A 14762-nucleotide genomic window follows, 5' to 3' on the forward strand; every position below is an offset into this window, starting at 1 on the left:
GTATTAACAAAATCTTGATAAGCGTTGTATCGAAAGTTAAAATCAAAATGATAACTTTGCGTTTTGATGAAAAATATGCTAGAGAAAGATACTACTATTGAAGTTTTAGGAGCGCGAGTTCACAATCTAAAAAATATTGACGTTTCCATTCCAAGAGAAAAATTGGTTGTTATCACTGGACTTTCGGGATCTGGTAAATCTTCATTAGCATTTGATACCATTTATGCTGAAGGACAACGAAGATATGTAGAGACTTTTTCGGCGTATGCACGTCAATTTCTTGGAGGTTTAGAACGACCTGATGTTGATAAAATTGATGGCCTTTCCCCTGTTATTGCAATAGAACAAAAAACAACTAGTAAAAGTCCCCGATCAACTGTGGGAACAATCACTGAAATTTATGATTTTCTACGTTTGCTTTATGCTCGTGGTGGCGATGCCTACAGTTATAATACTGGAGAAAAAATGGTTTCCTATAATGACGAGCAAATTAAAGATTTGATCATTAAAGATTTTAATGGAAAACGGATAAATATTCTTGCACCAGTAATAAAAGCTCGAAAAGGGCATTATGGTGAATTATTCCAACAAATTGCCAAACAAGGATTTCTAAAAGTTCGTGTGAACGGAGAAATAAAAGACATCACCGTTGGAATGAAATTAGACCGCTACAAAACACACGATATTGAAATTGTTATTGATCGAGTGCTAATAGATTCAACGGAAGACAATGAAAAGAGAGTTTTAGAAAGCATTAAAACTGCTATGCATCACGGTGAAAATGTGATCATGGTTTTGGATCAAGATTCTGATATTGTTCGTTATTTTAGTCGAAATTTAATGTGCCCTACCTCTGGGATTTCGTATCAAAATCCAGAGCCAAATTTGTTTTCATTCAATTCCCCAAAAGGAGCTTGCGATCACTGTAATGGTTTAGGAACTGTCAATGAAATTAACGTGAAAAAGATCATTCCAAATCCTAAATTATCGATTAAAAGTGGTGGTTTTGCGCCATTAGGCGAATACAAATCGACTTGGATTTTCAAGCAATTGGAGATTATCGGAGAGAAATACAATTTCAAAATTACCGATCCAATTGAAAAAATTTCTGAAGAAGCCATGGAAATCATTCTGAATGGTGGAAAAGATAAATTCTCGGTAGAGTCAAAAACATTGGGAATTACCAAAGAATATAAAATTGATTTTGAAGGAATTTCTCACTTTATTAAAAACCAACATGATGAAAGTGGTTCGGCAACAATAAAGCGATGGGCATCTGGATTTATGGATGAAGTAAAATGTCCCGTTTGTGAAGGTTCGAGATTAAAAAAAGAATCTTTATATTTCAAAATAAACGAAAAAAACATCGTTGAATTAAGCGATTTAGATATTTCTGATTTAACAAATTGGTTTAATAATTTAGATATATATTTATCTGACAAACAAAAACTTATAGCCTCTGAAGTAATTAAAGAGATTAAGGATAGATTGAACTTTTTAATGAATGTAGGTTTGGATTATTTGGCTTTAAGCCGAAGTTCAAAATCTTTATCTGGTGGTGAGGCGCAACGCATCCGATTGGCAACTCAAATTGGTTCGCAATTGGTTGGCGTTTTATATATTTTGGATGAGCCAAGTATTGGTTTACACCAAAGAGACAACGACAAATTGATTCATTCTTTAGAACAATTACGCGATATTGGGAACTCTGTGATTGTGGTTGAACACGATAAAGATATGATTGAACGTGCCGATTATGTGATTGATATCGGTCCGAAAGCTGGAAAATTTGGTGGTCAAATAATCAGTAAAGGAACTCCAGCAGAAATCCTGAAAGAGCATACAATTACTGCGATGTACCTGAATGGTGAGATGAAAATTGAAGTTCCAAAAAAGAGACGCTCAGGAAATGGAAAAACCTTGAAATTAACTGGCGCCTCAGGAAATAACTTAAAGAATGTGACAATAGAAATACCGCTTGGTCAACTTACTTGCGTAACGGGAGTTTCGGGAAGCGGAAAATCAACTTTGATCAACGAGACACTTTATCCTATATTGAATGCGTATTATTTTAATGGGGTGAAAAAGCCAAAACCGTATAAGAAAATTGAAGGTTTAGAGCACATAGATAAAGTAATTGATATTGATCAAAGTCCAATTGGAAGAACACCTAGATCAAATCCTGCAACCTATACAGAAGTTTTTACAGAAATTCGAAATTTATTTACGATGACTTCTGAAAGTATGATTCGTGGTTATAAAGCGGGGAGATTTAGTTTTAATGTAGCTGGTGGAAGATGCGAAACTTGTGAGGGATCAGGAGTTAGAACAATTGAAATGAACTTTTTACCTGATGTTTATGTAGAATGCGAAACATGTCAAGGTAAGAGATTCAACAGAGAAACACTTGAGATTCGATACAAGGGAAAATCAATTTCCGATGTGTTGAATATGACTGTTGACGAAGCAGTTCCGTTTTTTGAAATGATACCAAAAATTCATAGGAAAATTAAAACCATTCAGGATGTTGGATTGGGTTACATTACTCTAGGTCAGCAAAGTACTACCCTTTCTGGTGGCGAAGCACAACGAATTAAATTAGCTGGAGAATTGTCAAAAAAAGATACAGGAAACACTTTTTACATTCTTGATGAGCCAACTACTGGACTTCATTTTGAAGACATTCGAGTATTAATGGAAGTCATCAATAAATTAGTTGACAAAGGAAATACCATATTAATTATTGAACATAATATGGACGTAATTAAATTGGCTGATTATATTATTGATATTGGTCCAGAAGGTGGAAAAGGCGGCGGAGAAGTTGTTGCCAAGGGAACCCCAGAAGAAATTGTAAAAAATAAAAAAAGCTATACTGCACAATTTTTAAAAAAAGAGTTACTTTAGTAGGCTGATATTTTTTTTAAATTTATTAATTTTAAATAATTAACGGAAAAAAACTATAAACACTAGCCCCGATGGCAGAGAAAATCCTTTGTAATTGCTTGCTAAAGCAAATTCAAGGATTGCAACGTACAGCGGGAATAGCTCCAAAAAAGAATGATATGAAATTAGAAGATTTTAATAATGATGAGGATAAAGTAATTCAGGACAAACTGAAGCAAAAGACGTGGAATGAGATCCGCGCCAATGATTCTTGGGGAATTTTCAAAATCATGTCGGAGTTTGTGAATGGTTATGAAATCATGAGTAGAATTGGGCCTTGCGTTACGATTTTTGGGTCTGCGAGAACTAAAACTGACGATCCGTTTTATTTATTAGCGGAAAAAATTGCTTTTAAAATTGGAAAAGCAGGCTACGGAGTAATTACTGGTGGTGGGCCTGGAATTATGGAAGCGGGAAATAAAGGCGCGAGTTTAGGAGGTGGTGCATCGGTAGGATTGAATATCGATTTACCTTTTGAACAGCATTTCAACCCTTATATTGATCGTGATAAAAACTTGAATTTCGATTATTTCTTTGTTAGAAAAGTGATGTTTGTGAAATATTCACAAGGTTTTGTAATTATGCCTGGAGGGTTTGGAACCTTAGACGAAATGTTTGAAGCAATTACTTTAATTCAGACAAAGAAAATAGGTAAATTTCCAATTATATTGGTTGGGAAATCCTTTTGGTCGGGATTGATGGAATGGATTAAAACGGTATTAATTGAGCAATATAAAAATGTAAGTCCAGAGGATTTAAATTTGATAAAAATTGTAGATACCGAAGATGAAGTGATTGAGGTATTGGATAATTTTTATAAGAAATACAATTTATCGCCGAATTTCTAGGATAAATATAGATTAGTAAATTAGATTAAACACCCAATTAAATTGATTGAAAAATACAATTTTATTGGGTTTTATTTAGAATAAATATATAAAACTTGAATAATTAATAATTAAAGGTCTTTATATTAAGCTATCGTTAAAGATAATTTAATTGTATTTTATTCTAAGTATTATGTAAATCAATCAAATTTGTATATTTTTGTTACGATTTCAATTTAAAGAAATAAAATATGAAGCAATCAGAAACTGCAACGATGACTTTTGAAGATTTTAAAATCGAGGTTTTAAACGATTATAAAATTGCCTGTATAAGCAGAGAATGCAGTTTATTAGGGAGACGCGAGGTGCTGACTGGGAAAGCCAAGTTTGGTATTTTTGGTGATGGAAAAGAAGTGCCGCAATTGGCTATGGCTAAAGCGTTTCGTGAAGGTGACTTTAGATCGGGATATTATCGCGATCAAACATTTATGATGGCGATTGGTCAATTATCAATTCAACAATTTTTTGCTGGTTTGTATGGCCACACCGACATTGATCACGATCCTATGAGTGCTGGACGCCAAATGGGTGGTCACTTTGCAACACATTCATTGGACAAAAATGGAAATTGGAATGATCTAACTAAAATAAAAAATTCAAGTGCTGATATCTCACCTACTGCTGGGCAAATGCCGAGGCTTTTGGGATTAGCACAAGCGTCAAAAATATATAGAAACGTAGATGGATTAGAACAGAAAACTACCTTTTCTAATAAGGGAAATGAGGTTGCATGGGGAACAATTGGTAATGCATCCACTTCCGAAGGTTTGTTTTTTGAGACTATAAATGCCGCTGGAGTGCTACAGGTTCCAATGGTTATGAGTGTTTGGGATGATGAATATGGAATTTCCGTACATGCAAAACACCAAACAACTAAAGAAAATATATCTGAGATTTTAAAAGGATTTCAGCGTGATGAAAATAATAATGGTTATGAAATAATAACTGTTAACGGATGGGATTATGCTAGTTTAGTGTCAGTATATAAGAGAGCAGCTGAAATTGCAAGAGAAGAACATGTTCCGGTTTTAATTCACGTAACAGAATTGACTCAGCCTCAAGGACACTCGACTTCTGGTTCTCACGAACGATATAAAAATGAAGAGCGTTTGGCTTGGGAAGCTGAATTTGATTGCTTGAAGCAAATGACAAAATGGTTAATTACTAACGGTTTTGCTACTGAAGAAGAACTTGATGCAATTTCTGATCAAGCTAAAAATGAAGTTTTAGAAGGTAAAAAAGCTGCTTGGAATGCTTTTATTTCACCATTAAAAGCCGAACAAACCCAATTGGTTTCACTATTACGAGAAATTGCAAAAACTTCTCAAAGTAGCAGTTATATTGAAGAATTGACAAATGAATTGGCTTCTATAAAAGAGCCTATTCGAAAAGACCTACTTTCTACAGCTAGAAAAATACTTAGAAAATTAGTTTCAGAATCTGAGAAAATTACTTTATCAAAATGGATAAAAGACGCTACGGCAACTATCCAACCTAAGTTTAGTTCGCACTTATATTCAGTTTCAGAAAACAATATCCATACCGTTAATGAAGTGTTACCTGAAGTAGATGAAAACGCTGCTGATGTTGACGCGAGATTAGTTTTAAGAGACAATTTTGATGCGTTATTTGCAAAATTTCCTGAGGTTTTAGTTTTTGGTGAGGATGCTGGAAATATTGGTGATGTGAACCAGGGACTAGAAGGAATGCAAGAGAAGTATGGTGAATTGCGTGTTGCCGATGTTGGTATTCGTGAAGCTACTATAATTGGTCAAGGAATTGGAATGGCAATGCGTGGCTTGAGACCAATTGCGGAAATTCAATATTTGGATTACCTGTTGTATGGAATTCAAATTATGAGTGACGATTTGGCTACACTTCATTATAGAACTTCGGGACGTCAAAAAGCACCATTAATTATTAGAACTCGTGGTCACCGTTTAGAAGGAATTTGGCATGCAGGCTCCCCAATGGGAATGATTATCAATGCGATTCGTGGAATTCACGTTTTAGTTCCTAGAAACATGACCAAAGCGGCAGGATTTTACAATACTTTGCTCACTACTGACGAACCGGCATTAGTAATTGAATGTTTAAATGGTTACCGATTGAAAGAAAAAATGCCATTGAATTTAGGTGAATTTAAAACTCCAATTGGTGTGGTGGAAACCATAAAATCTGGGAATGACATTACGGTAGTTTCTTACGGATCTACATTGAGATTAGTGGAACAAGCTGCAAAGGAATTGATGGAAGTTGGAATTGATGTTGAAATTATTGATGTTCAGTCTTTATTGCCATTTGATATTAATCACGATATTCTAAAGAGTATCTCTAAAACAAATCGTTTATTAGTAATCGACGAAGATGTTCCAGGTGGAGCTTCGGCTTATATTTTACAACAAATATTAGAAGTTCAAAAAGGGTATTTCCAATTGGATAGCCAGCCGAAAACACTTACATCGCAAGAACACCGCCCGTCCTACGGAACTGATGGTGATTATTTCTCTAAACCTTCAACTGAAGATATTTATGAAAAAATATACGAAATGATGCACGAAGACAATCCGGCAAAATTTCCGAGTTTGTATTAAGTTATTATTCAAAAGCCGCTGATTATAGCGGTTTTTTTTATCCCAGCCAACCATCGCGATCCAAACTTCTGTACTGAATAGCCTCAGCTATATGCGATGAAACTACGGTTTCTGCTGCTTCTAAATCGGCAATGGTTCGAGCTACTTTCAAAATTCTATCGTAGGCTCTTGCAGACAAATTCAAGCGTTCCATTGCGGTTTTTAATAATTGCTTTGAAACTTCATCAAGGGCGCAAAATTCACGAATTTGCTTGGAACTCATTTGGGCATTATAATGTACCTTTTCCATTAATTCGAATCTTGAAGTTTGAATTTCACGAGCTGCGGTCACTCTTTTTCGAATATCAATACTGCATTCTGATTTTCTATCGTCTGATAATTTTTCAAATGGAACGGGTGTGACTTCAATATGAATGTCGATTCGATCTAATAATGGTCCTGAAATCTTACTCAAATAGCGTTGCATTTCATGAGGCGAAGAAGTTTGTGGCGAATCCGGATCATTGAAAAAACCACTCGGACTTGGATTCATACTTGCGACAAGCATAAATGAAGAAGGATAGGTAACGGTAAATTTTGCTCTAGATATAGTAACTTCTCGGTCTTCTAGAGGCTGGCGCATTACTTCCAAAACATCCCTTTTAAATTCAGGTAATTCATCTAAAAATAAAACGCCATTGTGTGCCATCGAAATTTCTCCGGGTTGAGGATAACTACCGCCTCCGACAAGGGCAACATTTGAGATCGTATGATGGGGACTTCTAAACGGGCGTTGATTCATTAATCCCACTTCTTTTAATTTCCCTGCCACACTATGAATTTTGGTGGTTTCCAATGCTTCTCGCAATGTCATTGGAGGCAAAATACTTGGTAATCTTTTGGCAAGCATTGTTTTTCCTGCACCTGGAGGGCCAATTAAAATGATATTATGACCGCCGGCAGCAGCAATTTCCATGCATCTTTTAATACTTTCTTGACCACGAACATCGCTGAAATCGAACTCTGGGAAATCTAACGATTTATTAAATTCGGCGCGAGTGTCAATAATTGTGGGTTGTAATTTTCCCTTCCCTTCCAAGAAATCAATAACTTCTTGCAAATTCTCGACTCCATAAACATCCAATCCCGAAACGATTGCGGCTTCTTTTACATTTTGAATAGGAAGAAAAAAACCTGTAAACCCTTCTTCTTTGGCTTTTATGGCAATAGGCAAAGCGCCACGAATGGGTTGTAATCCGCCATCAAGAGAAAGCTCTCCCATGATTATGTATTTATCGGATTCGGTAGTTTGTATTTGTGAGGAAGCGACTAGAATTCCAATAGCCAAAGTCAAATCGTAAGCAGATCCTTCTTTGCGTAAATCGGCGGGAGCCATATTTATTGTGATTTTTTTGCCGGGCATAGCGTAACCATTATTTTTTAAGGCGGCTGCAATTCGGTAGCTACTTTCTTTAATGGCATTATCGGGCAAACCTACGAGGTGGTATCCAATCCCTTTATCGATATTAACTTCTACAGTTATTGTGGTGGCTTCAACGCCAAAAACGGCACTTCCAAATACTTTTACTAACATGGCGCATACTTTATATTTGTCTAAAGTAAGCCAATTTTAGATATAAATTGGAATAATTTTAATTTAATAAAAAGAGGTTAGTAAAATCACTTTTTGAAATTAGAAATTCCTTCTTTCAACCAAGCGCCATAAGCGGCCACATCTGGTGTGTAACTGATTGTTGGGATTGTTGAATTTAAATTATTTCCTTCCAAATCGGTAATTACATACAAAGGTTGTGTGTTGGTTTTGTATTTAGAAATCATTAAATCGGTCCACTTGTCCCCTATTGTTTCCATTATCTCCCCTGTTGATGACTTAACTTGCTGGTCTTTTGGTAATTCTCTTTTGTCGTCAACGTACAATGAAATTAAAACTACCTCATTTTTTAAAATGGGTAAAATTGGTGCTTCACCCCAAACGGTATTTTCCATTTTTCTGCAATTCACACATGCAAAACCAGTAAAATCAAGCATGATTGGTTTGTTTACCGACTTAGCGTAAGCCAAACCGGCATCATAATCATCAAAAACTATAATTCCTTGAGGCCCGTATTTTCCACCTTCTGGTAAAGGTTCTTTGGTAGTTGTAACTGAATTTTGACCTATTCCAAATGGGCTTTCACTGTATTCCATTGGGGGCGGAAAAGCGTTGATCAATTTCAATGGAGCACCCCAAAGTCCGGGGATTAAGTAAACTGTAAAAGATAATGCTAATAATCCTAATGATAATCTTCCAACAGAAATATGTGTTAATGGGCTATCATGTGGCAAAGTGATTTTGCCAAATAAATAAAGTGCTAAGGTTCCAAATATAGCAATCCAAATGGCTATAAATACCTCGCGTTCTAGCAAATGTAATTGTAAAACTAAATCAGCATTGGATAAAAATTTAAAGGCTAAAGCCAATTCTAAAAAGCCTAAAACTACTTTAACGGTATTCAACCAACCACCTGATTTTGGTAGAGAATTCAACCATCCTGGGAACATTGCAAAAAGCATAAAGGGTAAAGCTAAAGCCAATGAAAATCCGAACATTCCTATTACTGGAGCAATTCCGCCTTTTGAAGCAGCATCAACTAGTAAAGTTCCGACAATTGGGCCAGTGCAAGAAAAAGAAACAATAGCTAAAGCCAATGCCATGAATAATATACCAATTATTCCTCCTCTATCCGCTTGTTGATCTACTTTATTTGCCCAAGAATTTGGTAACATGATTTCAAAAGCGCCTAAAAATGAAGCAGCAAAAAACACCAATAATCCGAAGAAAATTAGGTTGAACCAAACATTTGTCGATAAAGCATTTAAAGCATCGGCACCAAAGATCCAGGTTACTAATAATCCTAAAACTACGTAAATTAATATGATGGAAATTCCATAAATAATGGCATTTCTAATACCTTGTACTTTGTTTTTACTTTGCTTAGTAAAAAAGCTAACAGTCATTGGGATCATTGGAAAAACACAAGGCGTTAATAGCGCTGCAAAACCTGAAAAAAAGGCAATAAAAAAGATAGAAATAAGTCCTTTTTCATCTTCTTTATTTGGCTTTTTTGGTGTTGGTATTTGAGTTTTAACATCCATTTTTACGGAAGCAACATTAGAATTTGTATCAACAATTGCGGTATCTTTAACTTTTGGAGTAATTAAAGACTCCTTTATTTTAGGGATTTCAAAAACAAATTTCTTATTTTGGTTAATACAAACCTCCTTACAAGTTTGATAATCAATAACTACTTTTATTGACTTAATTTTTGAGTTTATTATCTTGATTTTTTGTGTTAAAACCACTTTGTTTTCAAAGAAAATTTCATCCACTTCAAAAACAGTATTGAATTCTTTTTTGGTTTTACTCTCTTTAGTTTTTCCAACCAATTGATAATTTCCAGCATTTTCTTCATATTGAATTCCAAGTGGAATTGGGCCTCCGTCAGGAGTGAATTGAGAATATAGGTGCCACCCAGCATCAATTTTACCTTCAAGAATTAAATAAAATTCAGTTTCTGATATTTTTTCAGTTTTGGATTTCCATTTTACTGGATCTAAAATTTGTGAAAATCCATTGGTGAAAATCAATATAGCAAGTAGTGTAAAAAGTAATTTCTTCATTATTTTATGGCTATTTGAATGCTGTTTTTTGTATTAGTATCAATTTTAAATCTTTCATCTTGGCGAATTCCAATTACCCAAACAATATCCTCATTTGAATATAAAATCCACGTATTTTCTTTTTGCAAAAGCGACAATTTCTCATCTTTGAAAAGTTTGCTCACTTTTTTTGTCTTTCCATTCATTCCGAAAGGCTGAAAAACTGCACCTTCTTGGTATTTTTTTAATGATAATGGAAATTTCAACTTATCAGCATCTACAAATATAAAGGAATTATCAGTAATCGAATGGAAATTTTGATTTGAAATAGTAAGTTTTATAGGATAATTAACTTCTTTTTGATTTTCCTCAATGTAATAAATTTCTGAGGATTCCTTTTCAACTATTGGTGCTAAAATCAAAGTGTTTCTGTTTTTTAAGAGTCTGAAATGAGTTGAAAACACTTGTTTTCCTGTTTGAGAGTCAACTAATTCATAAATATCATCCCAAGCAGAAAATCCATATTCTTTTAACCATTGGTACAAATAGGATTTAAAATTAGGTAAAATTTTTAGTTTATCGATGTTGTAATGAATCTCATCATTCACTTCAGTTGCCACTTGCTGATAAATCATAATCGTTGCATCATCAACCATTGCTTGCGCTTCATTCAAATATTTTTGTGTGTTTTGAAAAGAGGTAAAAAAACTAGGATTCAATTCCTTTAAAAGAGGAACCAAATCGTGGCGAATTTTATTTCGCAAATATTTATCAGATGAATTACTACTGTCTTCACGCCACTGAATAGCATTTGCAGCAGCATAATTTAAAATTTCCTCGCGGCTAAAAGCCAATAAAGGACGAATAACGGATTCATTTTGAGCAGGAATTCCAGAAAAACCATCCAATCCTGAACCACGAATAAGATGAATAAGGAACGTTTCAATATTGTCATCGGCGTGATGGGCGGTTAAAATATAATCGAAATTCTCATTTTCAAGTAATTCGTAAAACCAGTTATACCTTAATTCTCGCGCTGCAACTTGGGTTGAAAGTTTATAGTCGTCGGCAAAAGATTGAGTATCAAATTGGGTTATAAAAACGGGAATATCATTTGCTTCAGCATAATTTTGAACAAAAAACTGATCTTCAAGACTCTCCTTTCCCCGCAATTGAAAATTACAATGTGCTAAGGCAAATTCAAAATTCAATGACTTGAATAAATGAGCCATCACCATACTGTCCAATCCACCACTTGTAGCCAATAATAGCTTTTTTCCGAATAAAAACGGAAAATTATTGGTAAGATTGTATTGGAATTTTTCAATCATATTCAAAAATAGTTATTTTAAATAGAGGAATAAAGTAAAATTGAAACTAATTGCAATTCAAAACTTTAATCATAGCATTGGCTTTCAAAAGACATTCTTCGTATTCTAATTCTGGAATTGATAACGCGGTGATTGCACTTCCAACCGAAAAAGAAACGTAATTGTTGCTACTATTATATAAAATACTTCGGATAACAACATTAAAATCGAAATCGCTATTTGGAGTAAAATAACCTACACTTCCACTATACAATCCGCGTTTAGTTTCTTCTAATTCTTCAATGATATTCATAGCTGAAATTTTAGGAGCTCCTGTCATACTTCCCATTGGAAATGAATTCTTAATCACATCTAATGCAGAATATTGATCGTCTAAAATTGAAGTAATAGTTGAAATCATTTGGTTGACTTGTAGGAAGGAATATATACCACATAACTCTTCTACTTTTACCGAACCTTTTTTGGCAGTTCGAGATAAATCGTTTCTAACCAAATCGGTAATCATAATATTTTCGGAACGTTCTTTTGGATCTGAAGCTAGATTGTTTTTTGAAATTTCATCTTCATTATTATCTGAAAAACGCTTTGAAGTTCCTTTAATTGGCTGAGAAATAATTTTATTTCCTTCCTTTTTCAAATATCGTTCTGGAGTTGCAGAAAGTAAAAAATGGTTGTTGTTCTTTAAAAAAGTAGCAAAAGGAGGTTTTGAAATGTCATTTAATAAAAAATATTTATCCAGCGGATTTATGTTTGTTTCGGCATAAAATTCCATACAAAAATTAGCTTCATAAATATCACCTTTATTAATGTAATCCAGCATTTTGGTTACTTTTTCAAGATAAAAATCTTTAGAAATACGTTGTTGAATTTCAATTGAATTTGAATTTCTAATTGTTGGAATATCAGTTTCAAGAATGAATTCAAAGTCTTCTTCCACTTCATCATCACACATATTTAGATATTGAATTTCAAGCTGATTATTTTTTAATAAAAACAACTTCTTGGGCTGAAAGAAAAACAAATCAGGGAATTGCAATCCGTCAAAATTGGATGAAATTAATTCTTCGGTATCGTTTTTTAAATCGTATGACAAATAACCAAAAATCCAATCTTTTGATGTTTGTTGGTATTGCTTTAAATCTTCAAAACCGTTGTGATAATCAGTGTTTATTGAGGTAAACGCATCAACAGCGAGTATACAATCGTAATTCGAATATTTCTGAGGATAATCGTTACTATCTAAATAAACAACTTCTCGGAATTGTTGCGCCCAAGTTAAAAGTTGTGATTTAAACAACGAAGTATCCGAAATTTCCTTTTGGATTGAAGTTCTCAAATTATTAATTTATTTGTACAAAAATAGTTAAATTAAGGCAATTAAAATTAGACTATTTGATTGATATTGGATACAAAAAAAGCTCCGAATTTCTTCGAAGCTTTTGCATTTCTGGGTGGCTGACCGGGTTCGAACCGGCGACCCTCGGCACCACAAACCAATACTCTAACCAGCTGAGCTACAACCACCATTTTTAACGAGTGCAAATATAAGTCAAAGTTTTTTGTTTTGCAAAGTAAAAAAATAAATAATTATATCAAATCACCTAAGCTATTGACAGCCAAATACCTTTCAACAGTAAAACCTTCTGCATATTCTGTTCCAACTAACCTTCCCAATTCGCGTGAACGATTATGGATGCTTTCTAAAAAGTTTTTGGTTGCAATTGGCGTAACAGGTTCGTTTGAATTTGGGTTGTAAAACTGAGAACTATAAGCTAAAATAGCCGCTTCTTTTTTATCAATAAAATTAGAAATATCAACCACAAAATCAGGCTCTATATTTTTCCATTGGATATAATGATAAACTAATTTTGGTCGCCAAGCCTCTTGCGGAAGATTGTTGCTCAATGTTTTTATTTTAACTAAACCAGATAAAAAACAGGCGTCAGAAACTAACTTACTCCCTTTTGCATGATCAATATGACGATCGTCAATAGCATTACAAATCACAATTTCTGGTTGGTATTTTCTAATCATTTCAATGACTTTCAGTTGGTGGTTTTCATCATTTATAAAAAAACCATCGCGCATGTCTAAGTTTTCACGAACAGTGATTCCAAGTATTTTAGAAGCTGCTTCCGATTCCTTATTTCTAATTTCAACTGAACCTCGTGTTCCTAATTCACCTCGAGTTAAATCGATAATTCCAACTTTTTTTCCAAGAGAAATTTCTTTAGCCAAAGTTCCTGAACAACCTAATTCAACATCGTCAGGATGAGCGCCAAAGGCAAGTATATCTAATTTCATTGTAGTACATTTTTTAAAGTCATTGCTTTATTTACTGTTTCAAACCATTCCTTTTCAGGGATGCTATCTTTTGTAATTCCGCATCCAATATATAAATGAGCGGTTTTGAGCTCAGTATTCATTTGAATTTTCATACAACGTAAATTTACATATAAATCCGATTCAGAATGGTCATTATAATTAATTTCACCTAAGAAACCAGCGTAAAATTCACGATTATAACCTTCATTATTAATAATAAAATCAAATGCATTATGCTTAGGCAAACCACAAACTGCAGGCGTAGGATGTAAAAGTAACACTAAATCATTTAGATTGGTGTTTTTATCAATTATTCCTTGAATAGTTGTTTTAAGATGTAATAAATTTCCTGCTTTAATGGTTTCTGGTTTTGAAATTTGAACTTCAGAAACAGAATTACTTAGGCTATCAACTATGTAATCGGTTACAAATTGCTGTTCGTCTTTTTCTTTTTTTGGCCAATGTACCTCTTCAGAATCATTAAACAATTGAGTACCTGCCAAGGCTACTGTCTGAAATTTATTTTCAATTACTTTTAATAATGTTTCAGGTGTGGCTCCCATCCACAGGCCAATTTCTGGGTGAAACCAGCAATAGGTAAAAGCAGCAGGATATGAATTTGCTAATTTAAGAAAAAACGAATTGATATCGAAATTAGGCAAATCAATTACTTCTTTTCGAGATAATACGACTTTAGAAAAAGTACCTTTTTCAATTTCTTGAATCGCTTTTGAAACTAATAATTCAAAATTATTCTTAGCGGTTTCGTTAATTTGGGATTCTATTTTCGGAAATGAAGGAACAGTTTCAGATATAAAGTCAATAGTGATTTCTTGAGAATTATTTTTAGGAATTAATATCTTAAGATTTTCATCAAATGAAGTAAACACAAAACCAGTTTCGGATAAATTATCACTAAAATTAAGTTTTCTGTCATTTTGAAAAAGTCCTTTAATTATTTGTTTGTTGGGCTTTTTATAAATAACAAAGGGTAAATTCTGCTGAAAATACTGTTTTACTTTATTTAAAAATTCATCCAT

9 protein-coding genes and 1 tRNA gene are annotated in these 14762 nt (G+C 33.8%); 3 read left to right on the forward strand and 7 right to left on the reverse strand.

Annotated elements, in window-relative coordinates; translation table 11 throughout:
* Positions 1–75 precede the first annotated feature (75 nt).
* From uvrA to AC9UFV_RS04200, 3 genes are all read left to right on the forward strand, one after another.
* Positions 76–2907, forward strand: coding sequence for an excinuclease ABC subunit UvrA (uvrA, locus tag AC9UFV_RS04190; protein WP_509573099.1), 2832 nt, complete (start codon positions 76–78; stop codon positions 2905–2907).
* A gap of 158 nt (positions 2908–3065) precedes the next feature.
* On the forward strand, positions 3066–3794 hold the full coding sequence (locus tag AC9UFV_RS04195) for an LOG family protein (RefSeq protein WP_509573146.1): 729 nt from the start codon (positions 3066–3068) through the stop codon (positions 3792–3794).
* 230 nt (positions 3795–4024) lie between these two features.
* Positions 4025–6427 (forward strand): alpha-ketoacid dehydrogenase subunit alpha/beta, encoded by a 2403-nt coding sequence (locus AC9UFV_RS04200; protein ID WP_509573101.1) that lies wholly within the window; start codon positions 4025–4027, stop codon positions 6425–6427.
* 37 nt (positions 6428–6464) lie between these two features.
* On the opposite strand, the gene AC9UFV_RS04205 is transcribed toward AC9UFV_RS04200, so the two are convergent.
* From AC9UFV_RS04205 to AC9UFV_RS04235, 7 genes are all read right to left on the reverse strand, one after another.
* Positions 6465–8000, reverse strand: a complete 1536-nt coding sequence (locus AC9UFV_RS04205) for a YifB family Mg chelatase-like AAA ATPase (RefSeq protein WP_509573103.1) — start codon at positions 7998–8000, stop codon at positions 6465–6467.
* 86 nt (positions 8001–8086) lie between these two features.
* The gene (locus AC9UFV_RS04210; RefSeq protein ID WP_509573106.1) at positions 8087–10087 is read right to left on the reverse strand and encodes a protein-disulfide reductase DsbD family protein; all 2001 of its coding nucleotides are present in this window, start codon (positions 10085–10087) and stop codon (positions 8087–8089) included.
* The gene (gene tilS / locus AC9UFV_RS04215; protein ID WP_509573109.1) at positions 10087–11397 is read right to left on the reverse strand and encodes a tRNA lysidine(34) synthetase TilS; all 1311 of its coding nucleotides are present in this window, start codon (positions 11395–11397) and stop codon (positions 10087–10089) included. Before tilS ends, AC9UFV_RS04210 begins: the two co-directional genes overlap by 1 nt.
* A 46-nt stretch (positions 11398–11443) precedes the next feature.
* Positions 11444–12733, reverse strand: coding sequence for an anthranilate synthase component I family protein (locus tag AC9UFV_RS04220; protein WP_509573111.1), 1290 nt, complete (start codon positions 12731–12733; stop codon positions 11444–11446).
* Positions 12734–12847: 114 nt separating this feature from the next.
* Positions 12848–12921, reverse strand: a tRNA-His gene (locus tag AC9UFV_RS04225).
* A gap of 63 nt (positions 12922–12984) precedes the next feature.
* Positions 12985–13701 (reverse strand): bacillithiol biosynthesis deacetylase BshB1, encoded by a 717-nt coding sequence (bshB1, locus tag AC9UFV_RS04230; RefSeq protein ID WP_509573114.1) that lies wholly within the window; start codon positions 13699–13701, stop codon positions 12985–12987.
* Positions 13698–14762, reverse strand: coding sequence for an isochorismate synthase (locus AC9UFV_RS04235; protein ID WP_509573116.1), 1065 nt, complete (start codon positions 14760–14762; stop codon positions 13698–13700). Before AC9UFV_RS04235 ends, bshB1 begins: the two co-directional genes overlap by 4 nt.

Source organism: Flavobacterium sp. (assembly GCF_044349645.1).
Classification (GTDB): Bacteria; Bacteroidota; Bacteroidia; order Flavobacteriales; family Flavobacteriaceae; genus Flavobacterium.